Origin of the sequence: Candidatus Fermentibacter sp. (genome assembly GCA_030373045.1) — a bacterium.
Classification (GTDB): Bacteria; Fermentibacterota; Fermentibacteria; order Fermentibacterales; family Fermentibacteraceae; genus Fermentibacter.
Genome location: JAUCPW010000003.1, coordinates 88,994 through 113,500, shown reverse-complemented (window position 1 = coordinate 113,500; position 24,507 = coordinate 88,994). Strand labels below are relative to the sequence as shown.

The following is a 24,507-nucleotide window of genomic DNA, read 5'->3' as shown; positions in this document are numbered from 1 at the left end:
GGCGGTGAGGAGCCGGGAGCCGGGTCACAGGGCTTCCACGGTCTGGCGAAGGGTTCCCGGATCGGAGGAAGGCCTGCCGCAGGCCGCCCCCACGCAGGCCTGGGCATACGGATGCCCGAGGAACGGAAGGGAGAGGGCGGCCATCGCCTGGCTGTCCGCCGGGACCGACGGATCGAAGGCAGTGACCCCGCCGGCTCCGGCGAGAGTCAGGGCCTCGGCCGAGAGCGCCTCGTAGGCGGGGTCTCCCGGGGTGCCGACAAGGTTGATGTGGACCGCTCCCCCGGCCTGCAGGGCCTCATCCTCCCCCGGCGGGGAGCCGGACTCCCCGAGCCCCGACACCAGTTCCTCGAAGAACGCCCTGTCGCGCGCCCCGGAGATCCTCGCCACCTCGGCCCCGCCACCGTCGAGCACCATCGTCGAGGGGAGGAGGCCCGGGAGACGGTACCTCTCCTCGAGCAGGGCGGCAGTCTCCGGATCGACCCAGACGAGCGGAAAGGAGAGTCCGGCCTGCGAGGCATACCGCCTGAAGGGCTCCGGTTCGGGATCGCCTATGTCCACCCCTATCACCGTCACCGGCACAGAGCCTCCGGCCAGTGCAGCTTCGATCTCCGGCAGCTCCCTGATGCATGGCGTGCACCATGTAGCCCAGAAGTTCAGGATGACCGGCCTGCCTGCGCCCGCTGCGAGAAGGCTGTCGAGGGCCCGTCCGCCCTCGAAGGCGGGCGATCCGCCCGTGGCTGCCGTCATCTCTCCGTGATCGGCGACATGGAGCGCCACCGGCACGAGAAGCACCGCCACTAGGCCGATCCAGGCGAGGTCGGACCGCCTGGCGCGCACGGCCTGCGGACGTCCCCTGCGCGCTGAGTGCGAAAGCGCGCCCGCGGGGCACGCTCCGATGCAGCGGCCGCACCTGATGCACTCCGCCGAGGAGGGATCGAACCTGATCTCTATCCCCATCGGGCAGACCCTCCGGCACGTTCCGCAACCCGTGCAGGCGTCCGAAACCCTCATCGAGAACACCGATCCCCTCCCCGCGAGCCCCCAGGCGGCGCCCAGGGGGCACAGATACCTGCAGAACGGGCGGCTGACCGAGGTCGAGAGGGCGACCACCGCTGCGGCGACGGCCGACTTCCACGCGAAGAGGAAACCCGTCCGGAGGGTCCTGCCCGCGTCGAAGAGGACGAGGGGCCATCCCGCCCAGACAGTCCCGGCCGGGCACACCGCCTTGCAGAACCACGGGTCGCCGCCACCGCCGGGTTCGGTGCGCAGCAGCAGCGGCAGAAGCAGGACGAAGACCGCCAGCACGGCATACTTCGCCCTCCGTAGGGAGTCCGGCAGGTCGAGGGGGGGCAGCCGCACGAGATGGAGGATGTCCTGGAACAGCCCGAACGGGCACATGTGCGAGCAGGCGATCCGCCCCGCCAGGAATCCGGGCAGCATCACGAAACCCGCCACCCCGGCCAGGGTCCAGAGCCCGAAGGCCGGGGAGGACAGCCCGGCGAGGCCGCCCGGAGTGGCCAGCAGGTTCTGGACGGAACCGACGGGGCACGCCAGCACGGCCGAAGGGCACGAATAGCAGTGGAGCCCGGGGATGCAGAAGGCCTTGGCGGGGCCTCTGTAGAGGGTCCCGTCGAGCCAGCCCGCGAGATGAAGGTTCGCCGCCAGAGCCGAGACGGCCTGCGACAGGATCCTGACGGTCCCGCGGGTCATCCGACCCCGATGCACTCGAGGCACACCGTGGCGGCCTTCCTGAAGACGAGCGACGGATCTCCGAGCGCGTATCCGATGATGAAGGACGCCAGGCAGAGGAGGGCCAGCAGGAAGCCCGCGGATCTCCAGGCCTTCACAGGGGGGCTCCGGCGGATTCCGGGGCTGTCGGGGGAATGGAGGCGGCGAGCGGGGTCGAACCGCTGTATGGCGGATTTGCAATCCGCTGCCTTACCACTTGGCTACGCCGCCTCGCCGGTCTGCTGGCATGTCCGTCCCCGCAGTCCCGGGTCGATCCAGGAAAGGCCATGACAGAGACGGCGGGGGAGGTTGTGGAGCGGGAAACGGGACTCGAACCCGCGACCTCCACCTTGGCAAGGTGGAGCTCTACCAACTGAGCTATTCCCGCTCCGAATCGGCCGGATTATTGCGGAGGGCGCCGATCCGTGTCAAGGCAGGAGCTCCACTATCCAGGCATCGCCGTATCCGTACGACCTGGCGGTCTCGAGCCCCTCCCCTGCATCCTCCCTGCTCTCGTAGGAACCGAGCCTCACCTTCCACCAGGAGCCCTCGAAGTCGATACGGCTCACGAGCCCGGTGGCCGCCGATGCGATCCCTGCAAGCCTCGCCGCATCTTCCTCGGCTGCGCATGCCGCCACCTGGACGGCCCAGGAACCTGCTGCGGGAGGCTCCACGACACCCGTACCCGACTCTCCCGGATACGTCAGCTCGTTCACGACGGGGAAGCCTTCGAACGGATCCCCGGGATAGACGACGGGATCGCCGTAGGGATCAACCACGCTCTCGTCGGGCACGGCCTGCACGCGGTCGCCGGAACTCCCGGAACGGGCCGAGGAGGCTCCGCACCCGCACCAGGCGGCAACGGATGCCGCCAGAAACACCGCTGCTGCGCTGTGACGGTTCATCCATCCTCCGTCCCGTATTCGACTCTCACCAGCGTCAGGCCCTTCGCCGGGAGCGACGGCCCCGCGAGCGTCCTGTCGCCGGTGCCGAGGATCTCTCGCACCCTTCCGGCAGCGAACCTGCCCCGGCCGATCTCGACGAGGGTACCCGACCATATCCTGACCATGCCCCTGAGGAATCTGTCAGCGCGGATCGCCATGGTCCAGCCCCGGGCGTCCTCCGTCACATCCGCGGCGCGCACGTCGACTCTCCAGGTCCTGTTCCCGCTGCCCTCCTTCGACATGCCGCGCCAGTCGGACACGCCGAGGGAGAGCTCGGCAGCGGCCCTCATGGCGGCCGTGTCGAGGCAGGGCCACGGGCACTCGAATGCGTATCTCCCGTAAAGCGGGCTCCTGCCCTTCAGGATCCGGTAGGAGTACTCCCTCCCGCTCGCAGAGAACCTTGCGTGGAATCCAGGATCAGCACGGCGGATGCCGTGCAACGCGACGTCGGCGGGCAGGATCTCGGGAAGGCCTGACACGACACGGCTCTCCTCGGCCTCTTCTATGTCGACGTGGGCGACCTGGCCCGATGCATGCACCCCGGCGTCGGTCCTCCCGCTGCCGGTCACCCGGCACTGCCGGCCGAGGAGAACAGCCAGGCATCGCTCGATCTCGCCCTGGACGGTGCGCCCTGCGGGCTGGGCCTGCCATCCGGCGTAGCCGGTCCCGTCGTATTCGACCGTGAATCGCAGCCTGACTGCCATCAGAAACCGGCCACCCCGGCCAGAAGGAGCGCCCATGCAGCCCAGGCCTCGGCCATCATCGCAGGACCCGCGGGCTCCGGATCAGCTGGCGCCGGCCTGTACGCCGACAGGGAACGGGACAGCCTCTCGACCAGCTCCCCGGGCTTCGTGCGAAGGGGATGAACACCCCTCATGCCCTCGCGGATCTCAGCGGAGGCCGAGAGGACGTCACCCGCGTCAGCGAGGAGCGAACGGCCCGCGGGCGCGCGGCCGGACCATGCCCTGAGAAGCGCTCCGATCCCCTTCGCCGGGGCCCTCTTCGCGAAATACAGGCCGCACGAGACCGAGAGCGCCCACCTGAGCGGAACCAGGACATCTCCCGCGGAATCCGACAGGGCGAACCACACGGCGACCGCGAGAGGGGCGGCCGACACCGCCAGGGCCGCCGCGAGCCACTTCACCCTCCATCTGACTGTTCCCACAAGGGGGAAGACGAGCGCCGCCGGGAGCAGCGAAGGGCTCAGGAGAAGGCATGCGGCCGGAGCGGAGACCATGCCGAGCAGACCGGCGGCGGCCCGCGGCGGACCGCCCATCAGGTCCCCTCCTCGAGCCTCTTCAGCGCCAGGTGGAACTCGAGGGGGGGAGCGGCGTTGAACTCCAGCTCCTCCCCGGTGACGGGGTGGATGAAGCCGAGTGTCTCGGCATGGAGCATCTGATGGCCGGCGAGGCGCACGACGTCGGCCACGTAGGCCCTCGCCGAAGCGGTGGACGGCATCCCGCGGGGCCTCATGCCGCCATATCTGGCATCGGCGATCACCGGGCAACCCATCGAGGCCATGTGGACCCTGATCTGATGGGTCCGCCCGGTTTCGAGCCTGCACTCGAGCATGCAGGCCAGGTCGAACTCCCTCATGACCCTGTAGTTGGTCACGGCGCGCCTGCCGGTGGTCGTTATGCGCATGAGCTTGCGCTGTCCGGGATCCCTGCCTATCGGAGCGTCGACCCTTCCCGCGGGTGGATCGGGTCTCCCCCACACGAGAGCGAGGTAGCGCCTCTTCACCGTCCGTGCCGCGAGCTGGGCCGACAGGCCGGCGTGCGTCCTGTCGTCCTTCGCGACCACGAGGAGACCGGTGGTGTCCTTGTCGAGCCTGTGTACGATCCCGGGGCGGAGTTCGCCGGATATGCCCGACAGGCCTGCGCTGCAGTGCGCGAGCAGGGCGTTGACGAGGGTCCCGGCCGGAGACGAGGGGGATGGATGCACCACCAGCCCGGCAGGCTTGAAGATGACCAGCAGGTGGTCATCCTCGTAGGCTATGTCGAGGTCCATGGGCTCCGGGGTCAGGTCGATCCCGACCGGGTCGGGCACTTCGAGGACGAACTCCTCCCCCGGCTTCACCCTGTGCGAGGGCTTGGTCACGTGGCAGCCCTGGAGGAGAACCCTCCCGTTGACTATCAGGGTGGAGATGTAGCTGCGGCTGAGGCCGGGCGCCTTCAGAGCCAGAAAGCTGTCCAGCCTCAGCCCTGTCTCGCCGTCTTCGACCCTCAGGCTGAGAGTTTCCAAGCCCGTGAGGGTCTAGAGGGTCCTCTTGATGATGTGGTAGCCGAAGTCCGTCTCGACCACGCCGGAGATCCCGCCGACCTGGAGTGCGAAGGCTGCGTTCTCGAACTCGGGGACCATCGCACCCCTGCCGAACTGGCCGAGCGAACCGCCGCCCGCACCCGAGGGGCAGTCGGAGTATTCGATGGCGGCATCCTCGAACGTGATCGTCCCGGTCTGGATCTGGGACAGCAGGTCGGCGGCGAGCTGAGCGGCCTCTTCGGCGGTCCTGGTGACCGTGGGCGCGGCCCTCATGGCGCCGGCGTAGGCTATCAGGATATGGCTCGCCTCGATGGTCTGGGGTGCGTTGACTGCCAAGCTGTCTCCTCCGGTTGCTGCAGAGTCCGCCGGGGCAGGTTCCCCGCCCTCGGGGCGGCCGCAGGCGGACAGGGCCAGTGCGGCGACGGCCGCTGCTGCGATCATGATCCGCATCTACTGTGACCTCCGTGATTGTGTGCTTTTGTTTGTCCGGGAACGAGCATCTAACTATACTCCAAACGTCCGAGCATCCAACAGGCCGTCCTCTCCTCCATCGCGACGGTCTTCCGGTTTCCTGAAAGGAGGCACCCTTGGACAGGGAACTGCTGTTCTCGGCCCGCGCCAGATCAATGAAGAGATCCGTGATCCGCGAACTCCTGAAGCTCACGTCCAACCCCGAGATCATCTCCTTCGCCGGAGGCCTCCCCGCTCCCGAGACCTTCCCCGTGGCCGAGGTCGCCATGGCCACCAACAAGGTCCTCTGGGAGGAGTCCGACAAGGCTCTGCAGTACGGCTCCACCGAGGGCGACATGCGCCTGCGGCAGGACCTGGCCGATCTCATGAAGCAGGACGGCACGCCGGCCGATCCCTCGAACATCCTGGTGACCGTGGCCTCCCAGCAGGGGCTCGACTTCGTCGGCAAGATATTCCTCGACCCCGGTGACACCTGCGTCGTGGGCCTCCCGACCTACCTCGGCGCCCTCCAGGCATTCCGCAGCTACCAGGGAAGGCCAGTCGGAGTTCCCCTGGACGACCACGGGATGCGGCCCGACATGCTCGCCGACACCATCCGCAGACTCGAATCCGAGAACAGAAGACCCAAGTTCATATACGTCATCCCCGACTTCCAGAACCCCGCGGGGGTCACCATCCCCGAGAACAGGCGCCGCGAGATCATCCGCATCGCACGGGAGGGCGGCTACCTGATCATCGAGGACACTCCCTACAGGCAGCTCCGCTACACCGGCAAGCACGAGCCCACCTTCCAGTCGATGGCTCCCGACTCCGTCCTCTCCCTCTACACCTTCTCGAAGATCCTCATGCCGGGCTTCCGCCTGGGCTGGGCCTACGGGCCCGACTGGATAATCGACAAGATGGTCATGGCCAAGCAGGGGACGGACCTCTGCTCTCCTCCGTTCAACCAGGCGATAGCGCACCATGTGATGGCGAGCGGAGCCCTGCAGAAGGGTCTCGTGAAGACGATCGAGCTCTACGCCAGGCGGCGCGAGCTGATGCTGAGCTGCCTCGACAACCACCTCCTCGACGTCCCCGGGATCAAGTGGACGAAGCCCGAGGGCGGCCTGTTCCTCTGGCTGACGCTGCCCGAGGGCATGGACTCCGACGACATGTTCCACGCCGCCATCAGGGAGAAGGTCGCCTATGTCCCGGGCAGCGCGTTCTACCCCGACGAGGACGACCACAGGAGCATGAGGCTGAACTTCAGCTACGCCTCCGAGATGCAGATCTGCGAGGGCGTGAAGCGGCTGAGCGCGCTGATACACAAAGCATCAGTTTCGTGACACGAACTGATAGGTAGCCCGCAGCACGGTTCCCGAAGGTTGCTTTCGCAGGTTCGCTTCGCGAACCGTGCTGTCGCATGGCTCATCCCGCTTCGCGGGATTCGGGATCTGCGAGAGGGCGTGGAAACCCCGGAAGGGATTTGACAGCGTGGTCGGATCCGCTGACGCGGATCCGGAACACCTTCCGGGGAAGTACGCTCCGGGCCTTCTCGCCGCCCGCCGAGCGGTGTCTTCACACAGTAGCGGGCAGCTGTCAGGCCTGCTCATTTCCGCGTCCGCGGGAATGAGCGAGGGGCTGCCCGAGGGCAGCCCCCCTCTTCTTTCTCCGATGGATCTAGAACGTGTAGGTCGCGGCGAGAGACCCCATGAAGCCGTTCTCGCCGTCCCCGCCGATCATGTAGGGCCCGTCGTGGAGGAAGCCCTCGGTGATCGTGGCGTCGACCGTGAAGTTGTCCCAGTGCAGGCCGATGCCGAAGTCGGTGTTGAACTCGGTCGAGAAGCTGTTCACGTCGCCCTGCGAATCGTACTCGGTATGGCTGGTGGCGCCGGCGCGGAAGGTGATCCACTTGCCGACGTACTGCTCGATGCCGCCGGTGATCCTGGGGATGATGACGTGCATCCTGCTGTCCCAGCCCTCGTACGCGTCACCGCTGTAGGACGTGCTGATGACCCCGGTGTACACGCCGACCACGACCGCGGTCTGGGGCGCCACGAAGTGGTTGTGCCCGGCACCGAGGTCGACGGTGATGGAGGTCGCCTTGGCATCCTCGGTGTCGTCGTCGCCGTCGATCAGCGTGGACATCTGGACGCCGGCGGAGATGATCGGGAACAGGTTGATGAAGGCATCCTGGTGACCGCGGACGGATGCGCCGACATTGAGGAAGCTGTCACCGGTCTCGGGATCTTCGCCGATGGTCTCGGTGGCCTTGCCGTAGCCGAAGCCGATCGCAAGGTCGCTGTAGTCGCCGAACATGCCGACCTCGGTGCCCCAGTTCGCGTCGAAGCCCATGTCCTTCGCGGTGATCTCCACGCCTTCCTCGACTTCGGTGGACTTCTCGTAGTCGAGCCCGACTATCATGCCCCAGGTGCCGGGGTGGTAGAGCACCTCGAGCATGTCTCCGTGGTTGATCGTCACGCCCAGGGTCGAGCCGTCGAAGTTCTTCACGAGGCCGAACCAGCCGTCCGCATCCCCGGTCCCGTCGGACTGGCCCGTCGCGAACTCGTAGTCGGAGATCGTGCCGGGATAGGCCCACATCTCGACGTAGTCCTCGAGCATCAGCCTGGGGTCGCCGCCGAGGGTCGCCAGGCGCGGATAGCTCGCTGAGGCGGCCATCGCAAGGACCAGGACGGTTGTCAGTGCCAGCTTCATAGATACCCTCCCGGGCTCGATTTGGGGAAGCCGGACCACCCCCGCGGAGCGGTCCCGATGCTGGCCGTATATCGCGGTTTCCCGCCGGAAGTCAACGATCTCTCATACGACGGTTCCGGGCTGGATCACGCCGTTCTTGGGGATGACGGTTATCCCGTCCCTGATGAAGTAGCCGTCGCCGTCGAAGAAGTCCAGGGCCTTCTCGTTCACCAGCCTGCTGCCGTCGCCGACCCGGGCGTTCTTGTCGATGATCGCCCTGCGGATCAGGCAGTTCTCGCCTATTCCGACAGCGGGCCGCCCGGCAACGCCGGGACTCCGGGAGTCACGGAAGCTCCCCTCCCAGTAGTCCGAACCCATGAAGACGCAGTCCTCGAGCACCGAACCGTCCCTCACCCTGCTCCTCAGGCCGATGATGCTCCTCCGGATCGTCGCGCCGGAGAGCTCGCTCGCCTCGCAGATCACCGCACTGTCGAGCGTGCAGTTCCTGACGCGGGCGCCCGGCAGCGCCCTCGCCCTCGAGAAGATGGGCACGCCGTTCTTGAACAGGTCGAGCTGCGGGTTCTCCGACGCGAGGTCGAGGTTCGCCTCGAAGAAGCTTCCTATGGTCCCGATGTCGGACCAGTATCCGTCGAACAGGTACGACTGCACCTTCATGCGGCCTATGGCCCAGGGGATGACCTCCTTGCCGAAGTCGGTCATGGATTCGTTCCCGAGGGCCTCCATCAGCACATCGGGCCTGAACAGGTAGATCCCCATGCTCCCTAGGAGCGGCCGCCCGGGCGTGAGCCCGGGGCCTTCGCTCACGAGCCCGTCCAGGGAATCCGCCGCGGGCTTCTCCCGGAACTCGATTATCCTGCCTCCGGATGCGATCTTCATTATCCCCAGGCCCGGAGCGTCGGCTTTCGACACCGGCTTGGTGGCTATCGAGATGTCCGCGCCGGAATCGAGGTGGCTCCTCTCGAAATCGCGGAAGTTCATCCTGTAGAGCTGGTCGCCGGAGAGGATGAGAACGAGCTCCGGGCGGCTGTCCATTATGTGCACGAGGCTCTTGCGGACGGCATCGGCGGTGCCCTGGAACCAGCTCTTGTTGCTGGCGGTCTGCTCCGCGGCGAGGATGGACACGAAGCCGTCGGTGAACCTGTCGAACCTGTAGGTCTGCGAGACGTGCCTGTTGAGGCTCTCGCTGTTGTACTGCGTCAGGACGAGGATGCGCCTGATCTCGTCGTTGATGCAGTTGGACACGGGGATGTCTATCAGGCGGTACTTGCCGCCCACGGGGACTGCCGGCTTGCTTCTATGGAGGGTCAGCGGGAAGAGACGAGTGCCGCTGCCGCCCCCGAGAATAACGGCGAGGATCCTGCTCACGCCCGACCTCCATCGATGAAGTCGGGCATGAGATTATCGAACCGGAAACCCGCGTCAAGGCCGTACGGTGGATGCTTCGTAGTTTTCTCTAATCCGGGTGTTGACATTTTTAGAGTTTCTTAAAATGATACTTTCAGTTTCTGGAGGTGGATATGGATCTCGGAAGTGCTCTCTGCCCCGGATGCGGAAGACCGATGACTCCGGTGGCGTGTACGTGCGAGAACTGCTCGCTCAGGCTGGAGGGGTCGTTCACGGTGTCGCCCCTCGCCTCCCTGCCGGTTCAGGATCAGGCCATCGTGATCGCCTTCCTCAGGAGCTTCGGGTCCATCAAGAAGGTCCAGGAGCTGCTGGGAGTCAGCTTCCCAACCGCGCGCGCCCGCCTCGAGAGGATAGTCGACAACCTGAACGGGACGATGACCGCTCCGGACGGCAGGGACGACATCCTCGAACTGCTCGCAAGGGGCGAGCTGACCGTCGCGCAGGCCATGGAGAGGCTGTGATGCCGGCGCTGCTGCTCGTGGCCAGGATCGGGAGGGTGCCGGTCGTGCTGCCGTGGTTCCCGGTCTGGATGATCCTGCTGCCCCTTTCCTGGATCGCGTGGATGCTGACCCTCCCGGTCCCGAGGTTCTGCCGCGGCAGGACGCTCGGTCTGCTGCGCGAATCGCCGAGGCTGGCATTCGCCCTCGCACGCCTGCACGGCACGAGGATAGGAGTCGATTCTGTCGAAGGCGCGCGGTTCTCGCTCGCCTGGGTCTGATCAGACTGAAGGGATGGTGCGAGGTGGCCGAGTCGAGGAAGAAGATCCTGGCGATGCTCTCGGAGAAGAAGATCAGCGTGGACGAGGCTTCGATGCTCCTCGAGAAGCTCTCGTCAGCCCCCGCCGAGCCGGCCCCCGAACCGGGCCAGACGGGCGACTCCCCGAGGAATCTGCGCTACCTCAGGGTGGTGGTGGATTCGCAGGACGGCGACAAGGTCAACGTCAGGATACCCCTCAGCCTCATCAAGACCGGCATCAGGCTCGGTTCGCTGATGCCCAAGGACGCCGCCGAGGCCATGAGCGAGAAGGGCATCGACCTCTCGAGCCTCTCCAAGCTCGACGAGGAGGAGCTCGTCAGGTTCCTCGCCGAACTCAAGGTCGACGTCGAGAGCAGCGACGGGGAGACCGTCAGGATCTTCACGGAATAGCCCGCCCTCCTGGCGGGACGGGGCGCAGGCGGATATCTTCCCGCCTGCGCCAACCATTCCCGGAGGTCATCGATGAGGATAGCTCTTTCAGGCCCGCCCGGCGGCGGGAGGACGACACTCTTCAGGGCGCTCGCCGGGAACCCGTCGGCCGACTCCGGAAATCCCCTGACCGTCCAGGTCCCCGACACCCGGCTCGATTTCCTGTCGGAGGTCTGGAAGCCCAGGAAGACCGTCCATGCCAGCATAGTCTTCACCGACACGCAGTCCCCCGCCTTCTCGCCGAAGGCCCTCTCGGACCTCAGGGACGCTTCCGTGATCGCGCTCGTGCTCGACAACTACGCCACCGGAAGCGCGGATTCGGACTTCCTCTCGTGCGAGTCCGAGATGATCCTGTCCGACCTCTCGGTCATCGAGAAGAGGACCGAGAGGCTGGCCCGCGAGGGGAAGACCCGGACGATGGAGGCGAAGGTGCTGGAGGAGGCCGGCGCGATGCTCGCCGACGGCAGACCTCTCCGCACCGGCACCTTCGATGCCGATGCGCTGGCTCTGCTCTCACCGTTCGCCCCGCTGACGCTCAAGCCCCTGTTCGTCGTCTCGAACCGGGCCGACACGCCGGTATCCGACGAGGCCGTCCTGCTGGAGCACTGTGCCGCGTCATCCGCGAAGTGCCTGCCGGTCAACGCCGCATTCGAGCTGGAGCTGGCCGAGATCCCGGAGGCCGAAAGGGGCGAGTTCCTCGAGTCCATGGGATACGAGGGCTCGGGGCTCGCCAGGATCGTCACCGGGGCTTTCGACGCGCTCGATCTGATGGTGTTCCTCACGATGGGGCACGACGAGGTCAGGGCCTGGCCGCTCCCGAGGAACTCGAGCGCCCTCGAGGCCGCGGGAAGGATCCACTCCGACCTGGCCCGCGGGTTCATCAGGGCCCAGGTGGTGGCCTACGACGACTTCCACGGCTGCCCCGACATGCAGGTGCTCAAGGAGAGGAATCTGGTGAGGCTGGAGGGCCGCGACTACACGGTCCGAGACGGCGACATCCTGGAGATCCGCTTCAGCGTCTGACCGGCGTCAGTCGGCCACCCTGTCCATCCAGCCGGCATCGCGGGGCGAGAGCTTCAGGCTCCTCTTCATGTGCCGCCATTCGTGGATGATCTGGCTGATCTCCGCGGATGCGAGCAGCAGGACGCACATCAGATAGATCCAGAGGAACGTGGCCATGACGGTCGCCAGGGAGCCGTACACCAGACCCCAGTCGGGGCTGCTTATGCTCCAGATGTAGAACCTCGTCCCCGCCCACGCCATGGCCGACGCCAGCACGGTGGCGGTCCCCGCCTGCCTCAGGGAGACCCTCCGGTTTGGTGCGGCCCAGAAGAGCGTGAAGAACAGCAGGCTGGTGAAGAAGAATCCCAGGGCCTGTGCCGAGCCGGTGCCCACGAGCTCGCCCACGAGGGGCCAGCGCGCGGCGATCTCGCCCGGCAGGCTGTCTCTCACCAGCGAGGCCAGCGTGTTCATCACGAGCGTGGCGAACAGGCATATCGAGACCATCAGGGCGAGCAGGAAGTCGTAGAGCTTGCCGAGTATGGGGTTGCGCCCCCGCGGGACCTCGAAGACACGGTCGAAGGCTGTCCGGATCGTCCCGAAGAGCCTGCTCACGAGCCAGAACAGCGACAGGAGCCCGATGGCCCCGGTGATGCTCGTGCTGGCGCCGGAGAAGAACGCATTCTCCAGCTCCTGGTACATCCTCTCGGGCACCAGCGGCCCGGCTTCTGAGATCCATGATCCCACCACGGCCCGCAGCTCGTCGTCGCCGCGGAAGGCGAAGCCCGACAGCGTCACGAGGAGCAGCCCCAGGGGTATGACGGTGACCAGGAAGTTGAACGAGATGGCCGCAGCCGAGAAGTAGACGCTGTCCGCATCCCACTTTCCGTACAGCCTCCTGCCGAAGAAGCGGACGAACCTGACGAGGGTCCTGACCCCGGTCTCGATCCGCTGGATGGCGGGTATCACTCTACTGTCACGCTCTTCGCGAGGTTGCGCGGCTTGTCGACGTCGCAGCCCCTGGCCGTGGCCACATGATAGGCCAGGAGCTGGAGCGGTATCACGGTGAGCAGGGGCATCAGGGGATCGACGGCCGCCGGCACCCACAGCACGTGGTCGCTGACCGACGAGATCTCCTCGTCACCCTCCGTGGCCACGGCGAGCACCCTGCCCCGCCTGGCCCTCACCTCCTGGATGTTCGAGAGGATCTTGTCGTAGGCCGCATCCTTCACCGCGATGACGAGGACCGGCATCTCCTCGTCGATCAGGGCTATGGGGCCGTGCTTCATCTCCGCGGCCGGATACCCCTCGGCGTGTATGTACGAGATCTCCTTGAGCTTCAGCGCCCCTTCGAGGGCGACCGGGTAGTTGTACCCCCTCCCGAGGTACAGGAAGTTCCGCGCGAAGGTGAACTCCCGGGCGAGCGAGGCTATGTCGTCGGAGCTCTCGAGTATCTTCGAGACCTTCCCCGGGATGAGCTTTATCTCCCTGGCCAGTTCGACGCCCTGGGCCCTGCTGAGTACCCCGCGTGCCCTTCCGAACGCCATCGCCACAAGCGAGAGGACCATGACCTGGGAGGTGAAGGCCTTGGTGGAGGCGACGCCTATCTCCGGCCCGGCATGGATGTATACGCCTGCGTCGGTCTCCCGGGCGATGGTCGAACCGACCACGTTCACTATGCCGAACACCCTGCAGCCCCTGCTCCTGCAGGCCCGGAGCGCCGCCAGGGTGTCGGCGGTCTCTCCGCTCTGGCTGATCACGAACATTATGGAGCCCGGGCTTATCACGAAGTCGCGGTACCTGAACTCGGAGGCGTACTCGACGTCCACGGGCACCCTGGCCAGGGATTCTATCAGGTACTTGCCTATCAGTGCGGCATGCCACGAGGTCCCGCAGGCGGTGATGATGATCCGCTGTACGGCGTTCATGTCGGCGGGAGTGAGGCCGAGGCCGCCGAGGTGGGCCGTGCCCTCGTCCAGGTCGATCCTGCCGAGGAAGGCGTTGGTGAGCGACTCCGGCTGGCTGAAGATCTCCTTGAGCATGTAGTGCGAGAAGCCGTTCTTCTCTATCTCGGCGAGGTCCCACTCCACGGTCTCGACCCGGTCGCGCAGGAGCCCCGGGGTCCTGTCGGATGACATCCCCTCCAGGCCGACGCTCACTACCTCGCCTTCGCCCAGGAAGATCACGTCGCGGGTGTGCGAGATGATCGCTGCCACGTCGCTCGCCACTATGAACTCGGATTCGCCGACGCCGACCACCAGAGGACTTCCGTGTCTGGCCGCCACCATCGTGCCGGGTTCGAGGGTGGAGATCACCGCGATGCCGTATGCCCCCTGTACCCTTGCCAGGGCGGACCTGACGGCCTCGAAGAGGCCCTTGCCCGCCGTGACCTCGAGGCCGACGAGCTGGGCTATGACCTCGGTGTCGGTATCGGACTTGAACTCGATGCCCTGTTCCTGGAGCTCGCGCCTGAGAGCCCTGTAGTTCTCGATTATGCCGTTGTGCACCAGGGCTATCCTGCCGGTGCTGTCCATCTGGGGATGGGCGTTCCTCTCCGAGGGCTCGCCATGCGTCGCCCACCTGGTGTGCGCGATGCCGGCGGTGGCCTCGACCGCATTGCCCGGATCCAGCGCCTCGAGGTCGGCGACCCTTCCCCTGCACCTGCGGATGATGAGCCCGCCCTTGCTCTGTACAGCGTACCCGGCGGAATCGTACCCCCGGTATTCGAGCCTGCGCAGACCTCCGAGGAGGATCTCCAGGGCGTTCTTCGAGCCCACATAACCGACTATTCCGCACATGGTTCACCCGCCATCTCGACGAACCCGGCTCTGATCGAATCGAGGGCGCGCTCGTCGGAATCCTCGGCTATGAGCCTCACGACCGGCTCCGTGCCGGACCGTCTCACGTGGACCCACCCCCCCGGCGTGGTGAACCTGAGCCCGTCCCTGGTGTCGGAGGGGCTGCCGAACTCACTCTCCAGGCGGGGTCTCAGGTCGTCGAGCGTCCCCTCGAACCTGAACTTGAGCTTGATCATCCTGAGCGGGGGAAGCGTGGAGATCCACTCCGACAGTGTGCAGTCCCTCTCCCGGAGCAGCGAGACGGCATAGGCCGCAGCCACTGCGCTGTCGCGCCCGGGATGGCACTCCCGGTCGATCACTCCACCGTTCCCTTCGCCTCCGATGCTGGCGCCCCTGGCCTCCATCTCCTCGACCACGTTCACCTCGCCCACCGGCGATCTCGAGAGCACGGCGCCGTGCCTCGAAGCGCAGATACCGGCCAGGCCGGACGTGGACATGTTGACGACGACCGGCGACTTCCTGTGGGAGAGCACGTGATCGACGGCGAGCGCGACGGTGTACTCCTCACCCGGCGCCCTTCCGGTCTCGTCGACCAGGGCGAGCCTGTCGCCGTCGGGATCGTACGCGAAACCTATGTCGGCGCCCGTCTCCACGACCGCCCTGCAGAGGTCGCCGATGTACTTCGGCAGGGGTTCGGCCACCCTTGGGAAGTCGCCCGCAGGAGTCATGGAGCTGTTGATGATCGAGTACTCGACGCCCAGCATGTCCATCAGAACCGGCCCCAGCAGGAGGCCCGTGCCTCCCACGACGTCGAGCACGGCGCGCATGGGCCTGCCGTCGCACCGCACGAGCGGCAGCGCCGCAACACTCTCGACATGCCTGTCGACCGCCCCGTAGGAATGTGCCGGAGCGCCCGCCTCGTCGTACCCGGTCCACCGTCGGGAGGCGGCCGTCCTCTCCATCAGGGCGGCCCTCGCCTGCGCCCTGAGGAACACCCCGTCGCGGCCTATCAGCTTCAGAGCGTTCCAGTCGCCCGGGTTGTGGCTCGAAGTGATCGCGATCCCGCCCCTGGCCCCGGAGGCGATGACCTCCATCTGAATGGTGGGGGTGGGCGCCACGCCTATCAGCACGGGCTCGCACCCGACCGCGCAGAGCCCCGACACCACGGCGGCCTCGACGGCGGGCCCGCTGCGGCGGGTGTCCCTGCCGACGATCACCGGGCCCGGTCCGGCGATCTCGCCGAAGGCCGCTGCGAAACCCATCGCGTCGGCGACCGTGAAGGACCTGCCGAACACGCCTCTGATTCCGGAACCGCTGATGATGGGCTTATCCAAGAAGAACCCGTCCCGTGAAGGAGCTGGAGCCGGCGATCGGACTCGAACCGATGACCTGCGCATTACGAGTGCGCTGCTCTACCACCTGAGCTACGCCGGCGCCTTCCGAGGATCGGCAATGATAGTCACGCGGGGCCCGAAATCAAAGCCCACCCAGAAGGGAGCCCTCCCCGCCCAGGATCGAGACTACGAGGGCGAAGCCGAACTGCGAATAGCCGAGATCGGTCTCCTCGGCGGGGTAGACTGCCTGCCCGGTTCCGTCCACCACGGCACTGCCGGTGGAGAGGTCCATGAACGTCCTCCGATATTCGAGCCTGCCGCTGAGCGGGCCGCTTATCGAGACTTCGCCTCCCGCGGAGAACCCGAATCCCACGCTCGCGCCGTCGGCCTCCACGAACCTGCCGTACCTGTCGGTTCCGCTGTAGTCGCCCGAGAGGTAGACGGCGCCGGGCCCGGCGAAGACCTCGAATCCGTCGAGGAGTTCGAGCCCGGCCGTCGGGAAGAGGGTGACGAGGAAGGCGTCCACGCTGCCGTCCCAGCCGGCCGGGGCGTCCTTCGAGAAGTCCTCCAGCCCCACCGAGAAGCTCAGCGGGCCGGGAGCGTCCACCGTGACCACCGCGCCGAGGCATGTGCCGGGCGTCAGGAACGCGCTGTCGTAGAACGGCTCGGTCGGGGAGAGGCTGGATGCGGCCGCGCCCAGGCTGACCTCCATGCCCTGCGAAGCTGCGGGCAGCGCCAGGCAGGCCAGCACGGGGAGGATGCGAAGGGCTCCGCCCGTCATTTCGGCTTGCCGGCCGCGAGTTCCGCCGAGATGTACTCGAGGAGCCCGCCGGCCTCGAGGACCGCGATCATCTCCGGGGGCAGGGCGGGGAAGGGGAACGATTTCCCTCCGACCTTCACGATGCCGCTCTTGGCATCGATCGAGACCTCGTCGCCGGGCCTGTATGCGTCCACCGCCGCCGGGCACTCGACCAGCAGGAGCCCCTGGTTGATGGCGCTGCGGTAGAAGATCCGCGAGAACGACTTGGCCACCACCCCGGCCAGGCCGACGTACTTCAGCCCGAGCGAGGGCTGCTCGCGGCTCGATCCACAGCCGAAGTTGCTGCCCGCCATGATTATGTCGCCGGGCTGGACCGAGCCGGCGAAGCCGGGGTCGAGGTCTTCCAGCAGGTGCTCCCTGATCTCGGGGCCCTTCGAGCATGAGTACGTGTACTTGCCGGGGAACAGGAGGTCGGTGTTTATGTCGTCCTGATCGTAGCGGAACACGGCCATCTCACACCTCCCTCGGGTCGGTGACTACACCTGTCAGAGCGCTTGCCGCGGCGGTCTCGGGGGAGGAGAGATAGATCTCTGCGTCCTTCTCCCCCATCCTGCCCTTGAAGTTGCGGTTCGCCGTCGAGAGGCACCTCTCTCCGGGGGCGAGGACGCCCTGGTGGGCGCCGAGGCATGGGCCGCAACCCGGCGGTATCACGGTCCCGCCGGCCTGTATGAGATCCTCGAGGTAGCCGGCCCTCATCGCCTGGATGTAGACCTCGCGCGAGGCGGGTGCCACTATGAGCCTGACGGATGGAGCCACCTTCCTGCCCTTGAGTATGGCCGCGGCAGCCCTGAAGTCCTCAAGCCTGCCGTTCGTGCAGGTTCCGAGGAGGACCTGGTCTATCCTGGTCTCGGGCAGTTCCGTCACCGGCACCACGTTGTCGACCGCATGGGGTCTGGCGACCACCGGTACGAGGCTGGAAAGGTCGTAGTCGAGAGTCCGGATGAAGGGCGCGTCGTGATCGCTCCACACCGCGCCGTCGCAGCGGGTCCCCCTGTCCCTGAAGAACTCCCTCGTCTGGCCGTCGGCCGGGAAGACGGCGATCTTCGCGCCCATCTCGACGCCCATGTTGCTGATGGTCATGCGCTCGGAGATCCTGAGCGAGGAGATCCCGGCGCCGTGGAACTCGACGGCCATGTAGTTGGCACCGTCTGCTCCGATGTCGCCTATGATCCTCAGCACGATGTCCTTGGCCGACACCATGCGCCCGAGCCCGCCCTCCAGGTTCACGCAGATGCTCTCGGGGACCTTGAGCCATGTGCGCCCGGTGATCCAGAGCCCGGCCGCCTCGGTTCTGTCTATGCCGGTCGCGAAGGAGTTGAACGCGCCGTAGGTGCAGGTATGGCTGTCGCTGCCGACGACGAGGCTGCCCGGGGGGCAGAGCCCCTTCTCCGGCACGACCTGGTGGCAGATGCCTGTGCCCATCTCGTAGAAGCGCCCGATGCCCTGCCTCTTCACGAACTCGCGTATCTTGCGCTGGCCCGCGGCATCCTTGCTCGAGTCGGCCGGGATCACGTGGTCCAGCACTATGGCGATCCTGTCCGGGTACTTCACGCGGCCGCCCGGGACGGTGCTCTCGAACTTGTCGATGATGGCCGAGCTGTTGTCGTGGGTGAGGACGATGTCGGGCTCGACGAAGACGATCTCGCCCGTCTTCACCTCGTGCCCGGCTATGCGCCCCAGCACCTTCATCGCGAACGTCAGGCCCATCCAGTCCCTGCCCTTCCGGAAGAGGTCGCACTTACCGAAGATCGACGCCCAATGTATTCTATCAATAACAACATTGTTCCCCGCCCGACAAACCCGGAGGATTCGCCTGCACACCGTCGAGTCACCCGTTCGACAGGCCCGGATGGGTTCATGAGGATCCTGCAGGGATCCGGCGCGGTGTCGGAAAGAGAGCCCGGCATCCTGACCGACGAGTCGGGCATGGCCGGCGCCTGGTGCGACGAGGCGTGCTGGCCCTCCTCGGCCGCCGAGGCCGCGGAGTACGTCCGGTCATGCGCGTCGAGGAGCCTCCCGCTGACGATCTCGGGAGGGCGCACGGGCGTCGTCGCTGGCGCACTGCCCGACGGCGGAGCAGTCCTGTCCACATGCCTCATGAGGAGGCTCGGCCCGGTTGAGGGCGCCACGGTGGCCGTCGAGGCAGGCGTCACCCTCGAGGATCTCTCGTTCCGTCTGTCGTCGGATGCCCCCGGCCTCTTCTTCCCGCCCGATCCCACGGAGGCCGCGGCATCCCTGGGCGGCATGGCCGCGACCGACGCTTCGGGGTCCGACAGCCTGCTGTACGGCTCGACGCGGAGATGGGTGGAATCCGCCGACCTCGTCCTCCCCGACGGCTCTCCCGTCACGCTCGTGCGGGGGGACTGCGCCTTCGGCCCGGGCGGCACCTGCCGCCATCCCGCGCTGGGCACGCTCGTCATGGGAGAGATCCCCGCGCACCCGAACCCCAAGGACGCGGCCGGCTACGCCCTGCGCGAGGGGATGGACCTGCTCGACCTCTTCCTCGGCTCCGAGGGGACCCTCGGACTGGTGACGGGGCTGGTTCTCAGGCTGGCTCCGAGCCCCTGCACGATCATCGATGCCGTCCTTTTCCACCCCGATCCCCAGGGCCTCTGGCCCCTGGCAGGGGCGGTCCGGCAGTCCGGGCTCATCCTGCGGGCACTCGAGGTCATGGACCGGGAGTGCCTCGACTTCTTGAGGCGCGACCCCCTCCCGGGTGCGGTCCTGCCCCCGGAGGGCGCCTCCTGCGCAGTGATGGTCCGCCTGGAATCCTCCGGCGATGCCGTGACGTACTCGATCCTGGGCAGGCTGGACGACCTGGCGACGGCTTCCGGGATACCGGGCGACCTGGTCTGGGCCGGATTCGAAGGGGCCTGGGATTCGAGGATGAGGAGCTTCCGCCACTCCCTGCCGGAGATGGTGAACAGGGAGATATCCAGGCTCCGGCTGTCGGTGCCGGGGATACGCAAGTACGGGTCCGATTCGGCGGTACCCCCGGGGCTGACAGGCGACTTCCATGCCGGCATCAGGGCCATCATCGACGGGGCCGGCCTCGCGGGCGTCGTCTTCGGCCACGCAGGCCAGGGGCACCTGCACGCCAACGTCCTCCCCCGGAGAGAAGCGGAGATGGAGGCATCGGAGCGGTGCATGCACGAGATCGCCCGGCTCGCAGTGTCGATGGGCGGCACCGTCTCGGCCGAGCACGGCCTGGGCAGGCTCAAGGGAGGACTGCTCGGGATGATGCACCCGCCGGGCGTGATCGCGTCGATGACGCGCCTCAGGCGGTCGCTGGACCCGGAGAGGCGCTTCGCGAGGGCCATCCGGTGGGCGTGAAAGGGGCGTCCGGTTTCCGGCGTCCGGCAGCAGCAGCCGGCGTTCGGCATTCGGCGTTCGGCGTCCGGCATTCGGCATCAGGCGTCGGGTGTCCGGAGGTCCGGAAGCCCTAAACCGGAAGCCGGAAACCGGAAGCCGGATACCGGAAGCCCTTTACCGGAAGCCCTAATCCGGAAACCGGAAACCGGATACCGGAAGTCGCTTACCGGATACCGAAAGCCGGTCTGAGCGAGCCATCGCTGTAGAAGAGCATTTTGCCCTCCTCCAGACCGGTGTCGATCACTGTCTCTCCCGTATCCTCTACCATCGCGATCCCGCCCATCGCACAGAACCTCTCGCCGGGAGGGATCCCGAGCCTGACCGATCCCGGATCCGCATCGACGGCTATCCGATCCTCGACCGACGAGATGCTGTGGGTCGAGAGTATTTCACAACGCCCTGAGCCGCCGGCCATGCGGACGGCCTCGTTCAGCCCGTTCCTGAAGACATAGGCCCCGTTCAGGTTGTCGGGGATGTTGAGGATGACCACATCCCGGCCGCCTCCCTGCGCCAGTATGTCCGCGGTCAGAGAGTCGCAGAGCCTTCCCGCGCGCGCCCAGCCGGCCGAGAGATGGAGGGTCGAAACCAAACCTCCGGCAACGGCTGCCAGCAGTACCGCTCTCGCCGTCCTCCCCTCCCCGGCCAGGGACACGAGGATCAGTATCGACGCGAGTAGCAGCGGGATTCCGGGAATGTACAGCAGCCTCTCCGACTGGGTATCGAACAGGGCGACCTTCATGCCCATCACCGGGAGGAGCAGGACGAGGAAGCCGACGCACAGGGCGGCGACCGTCCGCGACAGTGCCGGGGCAGGCTTCCTTCTGACGAAGAGGATTGCTGCGAGGATCACCAGGGGCAGGGCCGCAGCCAGGGCCAGTGCCGGCGGGAAGCTCGACAGGGCGGGCAGCAGCCCGGAGGGCAGCGGAGGCAGGAAGGCCCTGACCACGAACCTGAACAGATTCTCGCCAGGGCTCCAGTCCGGCCCCGCGAGCATCCCTCCGCCGCCCGGACCGTCCATGACGCCCGGGCTGACGAGCATCCTGAAGCCTGCGTATGCCGCCGGGATCGCCAGGAGAGCGAGCCGGCCGGCAAGGTTTCCCCTGCCTCTGCCGGGGCGCGAAGCCGGGATCAGCGCCCAGGCTGCTGGCACGGTGGCCAGGCTCTCCTTGCAGAGCACTCCGGCCAGCCACAACAGCAATGCGGCGAGGGTCCTCCCCCGCATCATCATCAGCGTAGCACCAAGGCCGAGTACCGCCGCAAGTAGATCAGTCCTGCCCGAGACCCAGCAGACCGATTCCGAGTGGCATGGCAGTACCGCGAAGAGGCATGCCGCTAGGCACGCGGCGGATTCCGGAGCCCGCAGCCCCGCGCATTCGAAGACTCGGCGCGCAAGGGCGTAGACGAGGAGCGAAGCCGCGACATGCAGCAGCAGGTTCGTAGCATGGAACCCGGCCTCCCGGCCACCCCAGACCGCGCGGTCGGCCATGAGGCTCAGGACCGTTCCCGGCCTCAGGAACAGATCGCCGTCAGGGCCGCCCCAGGATGCGAAGAAGCCTTCCCTGTCGATCCTGTCGACGAGATGGAAGTCGTCGGACTGGAATCCTGTTGATAGAGATATCCAATATACACAGATAGCAAGGATAACAGGAAAAGTAAGCCTAAAGAGTTCTTTAGGAACCATAATACAGTGATATGTTATCATTAGTGTACTTTTTGTCACATAATGCCAAATGCATCATTCAACAGTGTTTCCTAAGGAATACCGACAGTTGTTCATGCTAACAGTTTACATGAATGCATTAATGAACTGTAAAGCGGAGAACGAAAAAGAGTATTCCTCAGTCTCAGGAACAATCTGCTTAGGTACCGTAAGCCAGCTCATGTACAAATAGTAGTCAGGAGTAACTCCTGCGTTTTGACATTGCATTCCTTGATCCATTGTTTCCAAGTACCAATCAAAGTCGGTAGCAGTGTTCTCGTGGTATGAGGCTCTTGGGGCCCAGAAAACATACCCAAAATCAACATCATTCTGATCACAGAACTGTTCAATCTCAGATACCTGCGTCCATAGGAAGGGTGCACCACCATAATAAGGATTTGGATCCATGAAGTATCCGTCAAATCCATCCGATCCAAGACCCTCTGCACACAAATCAACATCTATTATCCAGTTTGTAATATCGTCAACGCCATACTTAGGGTATGGTTCGAAAGAGAATATCTCAATGTCACAACCTTGGTAATGGCTTCGGATCATACTGATGAACAGTGCCGTTTCTTGAACTACCTTTTGATATCACCATACATATTCATACCGTAGTACATAGCCGAGTCGATATAGAACTGATCTATCGTGGCTCCATGTTCTGTGAACCTATCCCAGAATACACTTTCTGCTGTATATGCTTCTTCTGCTCCCGTAATCCAATCAGATACAAACAACCCGGTGGAGAGACTAAAATCCATATCCCAGACCTCCACCAAGTCGAATATTGTATCCAGTTCTTCGTTACGAAAGTAGTTGTTTAGAAACGAATCGTAGTAAGACAGTACATCAGTACTTGACCTTACAGTTGACCAAGTTGAAGGTGATTTCATTAAAATCCTGAACGGATCTCCAGTATAACGTGGGGGATCTACTGACAAATCCCTACCAGGGGGAGGGCAGAGAACAAATCTTCCCGCCGTTCTGTTTGAAATAAAGTTCTCTGTACCTAATGGATTCAAGGCGCAGGAGGAAAAAAGAAGTACTGATAAGAGTATTGCGTACTTCATGCTCATCGATTCCCTTTCGTTAAGGACTGGCATACTATACTCAAGATGTCTGATCTGACAACCATACTAAAGAATCCTATTTCATATAGAGGAACCTAGAGATGGTATCCTGAGGATGTGCTTCAGTATACATGTATTCTCCTCCGTCTCCTTCGCGGCCACCAGGGTGCGGATCGAGAACACCCGCAGGGCGTCGGACACCGACAGGGTGCCTTCCGCCGAGTCCTTGCGCCCGGTGAACGGGAAGGTGTCGGGCCCCCTCTGGCACTGGCTGTTCAGGTTCACCCTGCAGACCTGGTTCACCAGGGGGTCGATCAGCGAGGCCAGCGTAGCGGGGTCACGCCCGAACAGGCTCACCTGCTGGCCGTAGTCGGACCGGGCGATCCATTCCAGGGGTTCCTCCGTCGATTCGAACGAGGCCACGGGCACCACGGGGCCGAACTGCTCCTCGGTGTACAAACGCATGCCGGGGCCGACGGGGTATACGACCGCTGGAGTCATCAGGGTTCCTGTCGCCTCCCCTCCCCCGGGATTCACCACGCCGGCGCCGCCCCTGACGGCATCCGCGATGAGCCCGCACATCGCATCGACCTTGCCGTCCTCGGGCAGCGGCGTGATGGCGACGCCTTCCTCCCAGGGCATGCCGGCGCGCATCGCTCCGATCACGGAGGACAGCCTCTCGAGGAACCCCCCGGCGATGCTCCCGTGTACGAACAGCATCTTCAGGGCGGTGCAGCGCTGGCCGTTGAACGACAGTGCGCCCAGGGCGCACTCCCTCACGGCGAGGTCGAGATCGGCGTCGGGCAGCACGATCGCGGCGTTCTTGGCCTCGAGGCCCAGCACGCACCGCAGCCTGTGGGGTCTGGGATGCTGCCTCCTGAGCGTGTCCGCCACCCTGCTCGTGCCGATGAACGCGAGGACGTCCACACGCCCCGATTCCATCAGAGGGCCGACGACAGTCCGGCCGTCCCCGTAGACGGTATTGACGACACCCTCGGGGAAGCAGTCCCTGAAGTCCTCGAGGAGGGGTTCGTGCAGGAGTACCCCCAGCTTGGGCGGCTTGAAGATGACCGAGTTCCCCATCAGGAGGGCCGGGATGAGCGTGGTGAACGTCTCGTTGAGGGGATAGTTGAACGGGCCCATGCAGAGCGCGACTCCGAGCGGCGCTCTCCGGATCTGGCCGATGACCCCCTCCTCGATCGAGAAACGGGACGACGCGCGGTCCAGGTCCTTCATGGCCTCGATGGTGTCGCGGACGTAATCGACGGTCCTGTCGAACTCCCTGCGCGATTCCGGAAGGCTCTTGCCGGTCTCCCACATCATCCTGCGGACCACCTCGTCGCGTTCCGCCGGCATGCGGGAGGCGAATTCCTCGAGACGGGCGATGCGTCCCTCGACGGACATCGTGGGCCATTCCCCCCTGCCTCCGTCCTGGGAGGCGCATGCCGCGTCGAGCGCCTCCAGGGCCTCCTTCCCGGTGAGGAGCGGATATCCGCCGATCCTCCTCCGCTCGCAGCCGGGCGCAGGGGTGCATATTGGAGAAAGGACGTCCTGGAGGGGGCCGTCCCACTGCCTGATCTCGCCGCTGCACAGGTATCCGCGCTGCTCAATGACCGGCCCCGGCCAGTGCTCCGGGGGGATGGAGCCGTCTGCAGGGAACACTTCGGCGGGTTCACGCATCACTTCGGTCCTCCGCATGGATCCGCCGGCCGGCCGCGAGC

At 65.5% G+C, this 24,507-nt stretch carries 25 protein-coding genes and 3 tRNA genes; 6 read left to right on the top strand and 22 right to left on the bottom strand.

Going from position 1 to position 24,507, the window contains the following annotated elements:
• Positions 1-24: 24 nt before the first annotated feature.
• From QUS11_01100 to QUS11_01060, 9 genes are all read right to left on the bottom strand, one after another.
• Positions 25-1,710, bottom strand: coding sequence for a 4Fe-4S binding protein (locus QUS11_01100; protein ID MDM7991890.1), 1,686 nt, complete (start codon positions 1,708-1,710; stop codon positions 25-27).
• A complete protein-coding gene (locus QUS11_01095; protein MDM7991889.1) occupies positions 1,707-1,847 on the bottom strand; it encodes a CD1871A family CXXC motif-containing protein in 141 nt (46 codons plus the stop codon). Before QUS11_01095 ends, QUS11_01100 begins: the two co-directional genes overlap by 4 nt.
• Positions 1,848-1,884: 37 nt before the next feature.
• Positions 1,885-1,959 (bottom strand) — tRNA-Cys (locus tag QUS11_01090).
• Between the two features lie 81 nt (positions 1,960-2,040).
• Positions 2,041-2,116, bottom strand: a tRNA-Gly gene (locus QUS11_01085).
• A gap of 40 nt (positions 2,117-2,156) precedes the next feature.
• On the bottom strand, positions 2,157-2,633 hold the full coding sequence (locus tag QUS11_01080; protein MDM7991888.1) for an SPOR domain-containing protein: 477 nt from the start codon (positions 2,631-2,633) through the stop codon (positions 2,157-2,159).
• A complete protein-coding gene (gene truA, locus QUS11_01075; protein ID MDM7991887.1) occupies positions 2,630-3,376 on the bottom strand; it encodes a tRNA pseudouridine(38-40) synthase TruA in 747 nt (248 codons plus the stop codon). Before truA ends, QUS11_01080 begins: the two co-directional genes overlap by 4 nt.
• Positions 3,376-3,948: a hypothetical protein gene (locus tag QUS11_01070; GenBank protein ID MDM7991886.1), complete on the bottom strand. Its 573-nt coding sequence runs from the start codon at positions 3,946-3,948 to the stop codon at positions 3,376-3,378. The genes truA and QUS11_01070 overlap by 1 nt, the downstream gene beginning before the upstream one ends.
• Positions 3,948-4,916, bottom strand: a complete 969-nt coding sequence (locus QUS11_01065; protein ID MDM7991885.1) for an RluA family pseudouridine synthase — start codon at positions 4,914-4,916, stop codon at positions 3,948-3,950. The genes QUS11_01070 and QUS11_01065 overlap by 1 nt, the downstream gene beginning before the upstream one ends.
• Positions 4,917-4,928: 12 nt before the next feature.
• Entirely contained in the window at positions 4,929-5,384 is a 456-nt protein-coding gene (locus QUS11_01060; protein ID MDM7991884.1) for a peptidylprolyl isomerase, read from the bottom strand.
• Positions 5,385-5,560: 176 nt separating this feature from the next.
• Here QUS11_01060 and QUS11_01055 point away from each other — a divergent pair, with 176 nt between their 5' ends.
• On the top strand, positions 5,561-6,730 hold the full coding sequence (locus QUS11_01055; GenBank protein ID MDM7991883.1) for a PLP-dependent aminotransferase family protein: 1,170 nt from the start codon (positions 5,561-5,563) through the stop codon (positions 6,728-6,730).
• Between the two features lie 334 nt (positions 6,731-7,064).
• Here QUS11_01055 and QUS11_01050 read toward each other — a convergent pair whose 3' ends face one another.
• Positions 7,065-8,099, bottom strand: a complete 1,035-nt coding sequence (locus QUS11_01050; GenBank protein MDM7991882.1) for a hypothetical protein — start codon at positions 8,097-8,099, stop codon at positions 7,065-7,067.
• 102 nt (positions 8,100-8,201) lie between these two features.
• A complete protein-coding gene (locus QUS11_01045; protein MDM7991881.1) occupies positions 8,202-9,464 on the bottom strand; it encodes a glucose-1-phosphate adenylyltransferase in 1,263 nt (420 codons plus the stop codon).
• A 152-nt stretch (positions 9,465-9,616) separates the two neighbouring features.
• Here QUS11_01045 and QUS11_01040 point away from each other — a divergent pair, with 152 nt between their 5' ends.
• The 4 genes from QUS11_01040 (at position 9,617) to QUS11_01025 (ending at position 11,711) form a co-directional block, all read left to right on the top strand.
• Entirely contained in the window at positions 9,617-9,964 is a 348-nt protein-coding gene (locus QUS11_01040) for a DUF2089 family protein (GenBank protein ID MDM7991880.1), read from the top strand.
• The gene (locus QUS11_01035) at positions 9,964-10,221 is read left to right on the top strand and encodes a hypothetical protein (GenBank protein MDM7991879.1); all 258 of its coding nucleotides are present in this window, start codon (positions 9,964-9,966) and stop codon (positions 10,219-10,221) included. The genes QUS11_01040 and QUS11_01035 overlap by 1 nt, the downstream gene beginning before the upstream one ends.
• Before the next feature lie 23 nt (positions 10,222-10,244).
• A complete protein-coding gene (locus QUS11_01030; protein ID MDM7991878.1) occupies positions 10,245-10,649 on the top strand; it encodes a hypothetical protein in 405 nt (134 codons plus the stop codon).
• A 72-nt stretch (positions 10,650-10,721) separates the two neighbouring features.
• Positions 10,722-11,711, top strand: a complete 990-nt coding sequence (locus QUS11_01025) for a DUF933 domain-containing protein (GenBank protein ID MDM7991877.1) — start codon at positions 10,722-10,724, stop codon at positions 11,709-11,711.
• Between the two features lie 6 nt (positions 11,712-11,717).
• Here the strand turns inward: QUS11_01025 and QUS11_01020 are convergent, their stop codons facing one another.
• The 7 genes from QUS11_01020 to QUS11_00990 form a co-directional block, all read right to left on the bottom strand.
• Entirely contained in the window at positions 11,718-12,656 is a 939-nt protein-coding gene (locus QUS11_01020; protein MDM7991876.1) for a YihY/virulence factor BrkB family protein, read from the bottom strand.
• A complete protein-coding gene (gene glmS, locus QUS11_01015; GenBank protein MDM7991875.1) occupies positions 12,653-14,485 on the bottom strand; it encodes a glutamine--fructose-6-phosphate transaminase (isomerizing) in 1,833 nt (610 codons plus the stop codon). Before glmS ends, QUS11_01020 begins: the two co-directional genes overlap by 4 nt.
• Positions 14,473-15,819, bottom strand: a complete 1,347-nt coding sequence (locus tag QUS11_01010; protein ID MDM7991874.1) for a hypothetical protein — start codon at positions 15,817-15,819, stop codon at positions 14,473-14,475. The genes glmS and QUS11_01010 overlap by 13 nt, the downstream gene beginning before the upstream one ends.
• A gap of 24 nt (positions 15,820-15,843) precedes the next feature.
• Positions 15,844-15,919, bottom strand: a tRNA-Thr gene (locus QUS11_01005).
• 42 nt (positions 15,920-15,961) lie between these two features.
• Positions 15,962-16,600, bottom strand: coding sequence for a hypothetical protein (locus tag QUS11_01000; protein MDM7991873.1), 639 nt, complete (start codon positions 16,598-16,600; stop codon positions 15,962-15,964).
• Positions 16,597-17,091 carry a 3-isopropylmalate dehydratase small subunit gene (gene leuD, locus QUS11_00995; GenBank protein MDM7991872.1) on the bottom strand — a complete coding sequence of 165 codons (495 nt, stop codon included), beginning with the start codon at positions 17,089-17,091 and terminating at the stop codon, positions 16,597-16,599. Before leuD ends, QUS11_01000 begins: the two co-directional genes overlap by 4 nt.
• Before the next feature lies 1 nt (position 17,092).
• Complete coding sequence (locus QUS11_00990) at positions 17,093-18,346, bottom strand: 3-isopropylmalate dehydratase large subunit (protein MDM7991871.1); 1,254 nt, start codon at positions 18,344-18,346, stop codon at positions 17,093-17,095.
• A gap of 150 nt (positions 18,347-18,496) precedes the next feature.
• Between QUS11_00990 and QUS11_00985 the strand changes: the two genes are divergently transcribed.
• Positions 18,497-19,972, top strand: a complete 1,476-nt coding sequence (locus tag QUS11_00985) for an FAD-binding oxidoreductase (GenBank protein ID MDM7991870.1) — start codon at positions 18,497-18,499, stop codon at positions 19,970-19,972.
• A gap of 202 nt (positions 19,973-20,174) precedes the next feature.
• Here QUS11_00985 and QUS11_00980 read toward each other — a convergent pair whose 3' ends face one another.
• From QUS11_00980 to QUS11_00965, 4 genes are all read right to left on the bottom strand, one after another.
• Positions 20,175-21,692, bottom strand: a complete 1,518-nt coding sequence (locus tag QUS11_00980) for a hypothetical protein (protein ID MDM7991869.1) — start codon at positions 21,690-21,692, stop codon at positions 20,175-20,177.
• Between the two features lie 105 nt (positions 21,693-21,797).
• Complete coding sequence (locus QUS11_00975) at positions 21,798-22,268, bottom strand: hypothetical protein (protein ID MDM7991868.1); 471 nt, start codon at positions 22,266-22,268, stop codon at positions 21,798-21,800.
• 26 nt (positions 22,269-22,294) lie between these two features.
• Positions 22,295-22,792: a hypothetical protein gene (locus tag QUS11_00970; GenBank protein MDM7991867.1), complete on the bottom strand. Its 498-nt coding sequence runs from the start codon at positions 22,790-22,792 to the stop codon at positions 22,295-22,297.
• A 75-nt stretch (positions 22,793-22,867) separates the two neighbouring features.
• On the bottom strand, positions 22,868-24,466 hold the full coding sequence (locus QUS11_00965) for an NADP-dependent glyceraldehyde-3-phosphate dehydrogenase (GenBank protein ID MDM7991866.1): 1,599 nt from the start codon (positions 24,464-24,466) through the stop codon (positions 22,868-22,870).
• Positions 24,467-24,507 lie beyond the last annotated feature (41 nt).

Coding starts and splice junctions, on each gene's coding strand:
- glmS (MDM7991875.1), bottom strand. CDS start 14,485: ATGTGCGGAATAGTCGGTTATGTGGGCTCGAAGAACGCCCTGGAGATC.
- leuD (MDM7991872.1), bottom strand. CDS start 17,091: ATGGCCGTGTTCCGCTACGATCAGGACGACATAAACACCGACCTCCTG.
- QUS11_01060 (MDM7991884.1), bottom strand. CDS start 5,384: ATGCGGATCATGATCGCAGCAGCGGCCGTCGCCGCACTGGCCCTGTCC.
- QUS11_00975 (MDM7991868.1), bottom strand. CDS start 22,268: ATGATCCGAAGCCATTACCAAGGTTGTGACATTGAGATATTCTCTTTC.
- truA (MDM7991887.1), bottom strand. CDS start 3,376: ATGGCAGTCAGGCTGCGATTCACGGTCGAATACGACGGGACCGGCTAC.
- QUS11_01035 (MDM7991879.1), top strand. CDS start 9,964: ATGCCGGCGCTGCTGCTCGTGGCCAGGATCGGGAGGGTGCCGGTCGTG.
- QUS11_01000 (MDM7991873.1), bottom strand. CDS start 16,600: ATGACGGGCGGAGCCCTTCGCATCCTCCCCGTGCTGGCCTGCCTGGCG.
- QUS11_01080 (MDM7991888.1), bottom strand. CDS start 2,633: ATGAACCGTCACAGCGCAGCAGCGGTGTTTCTGGCGGCATCCGTTGCC.
- QUS11_01055 (MDM7991883.1), top strand. CDS start 5,561: ATGAAGAGATCCGTGATCCGCGAACTCCTGAAGCTCACGTCCAACCCC.
- QUS11_01025 (MDM7991877.1), top strand. CDS start 10,722: ATGAGGATAGCTCTTTCAGGCCCGCCCGGCGGCGGGAGGACGACACTC.
- QUS11_00980 (MDM7991869.1), bottom strand. CDS start 21,692: ATGGTTCCTAAAGAACTCTTTAGGCTTACTTTTCCTGTTATCCTTGCT.
- QUS11_00990 (MDM7991871.1), bottom strand. CDS start 18,346: ATGGGCCTGACGTTCGCGATGAAGGTGCTGGGGCGCATAGCCGGGCAC.
- QUS11_01100 (MDM7991890.1), bottom strand. CDS start 1,710: ATGACCCGCGGGACCGTCAGGATCCTGTCGCAGGCCGTCTCGGCTCTG.
- QUS11_00970 (MDM7991867.1), bottom strand. CDS start 22,792: ATGAGCATGAAGTACGCAATACTCTTATCAGTACTTCTTTTTTCCTCC.
- QUS11_01040 (MDM7991880.1), top strand. CDS start 9,617: ATGGATCTCGGAAGTGCTCTCTGCCCCGGATGCGGAAGACCGATGACT.
- QUS11_00985 (MDM7991870.1), top strand. CDS start 18,497: ATGAGGATCCTGCAGGGATCCGGCGCGGTGTCGGAAAGAGAGCCCGGC.
- QUS11_01070 (MDM7991886.1), bottom strand. CDS start 3,948: ATGGGCGGTCCGCCGCGGGCCGCCGCCGGTCTGCTCGGCATGGTCTCC.
- QUS11_00965 (MDM7991866.1), bottom strand. CDS start 24,466: ATGCGTGAACCCGCCGAAGTGTTCCCTGCAGACGGCTCCATCCCCCCG.
- QUS11_01050 (MDM7991882.1), bottom strand. CDS start 8,099: ATGAAGCTGGCACTGACAACCGTCCTGGTCCTTGCGATGGCCGCCTCA.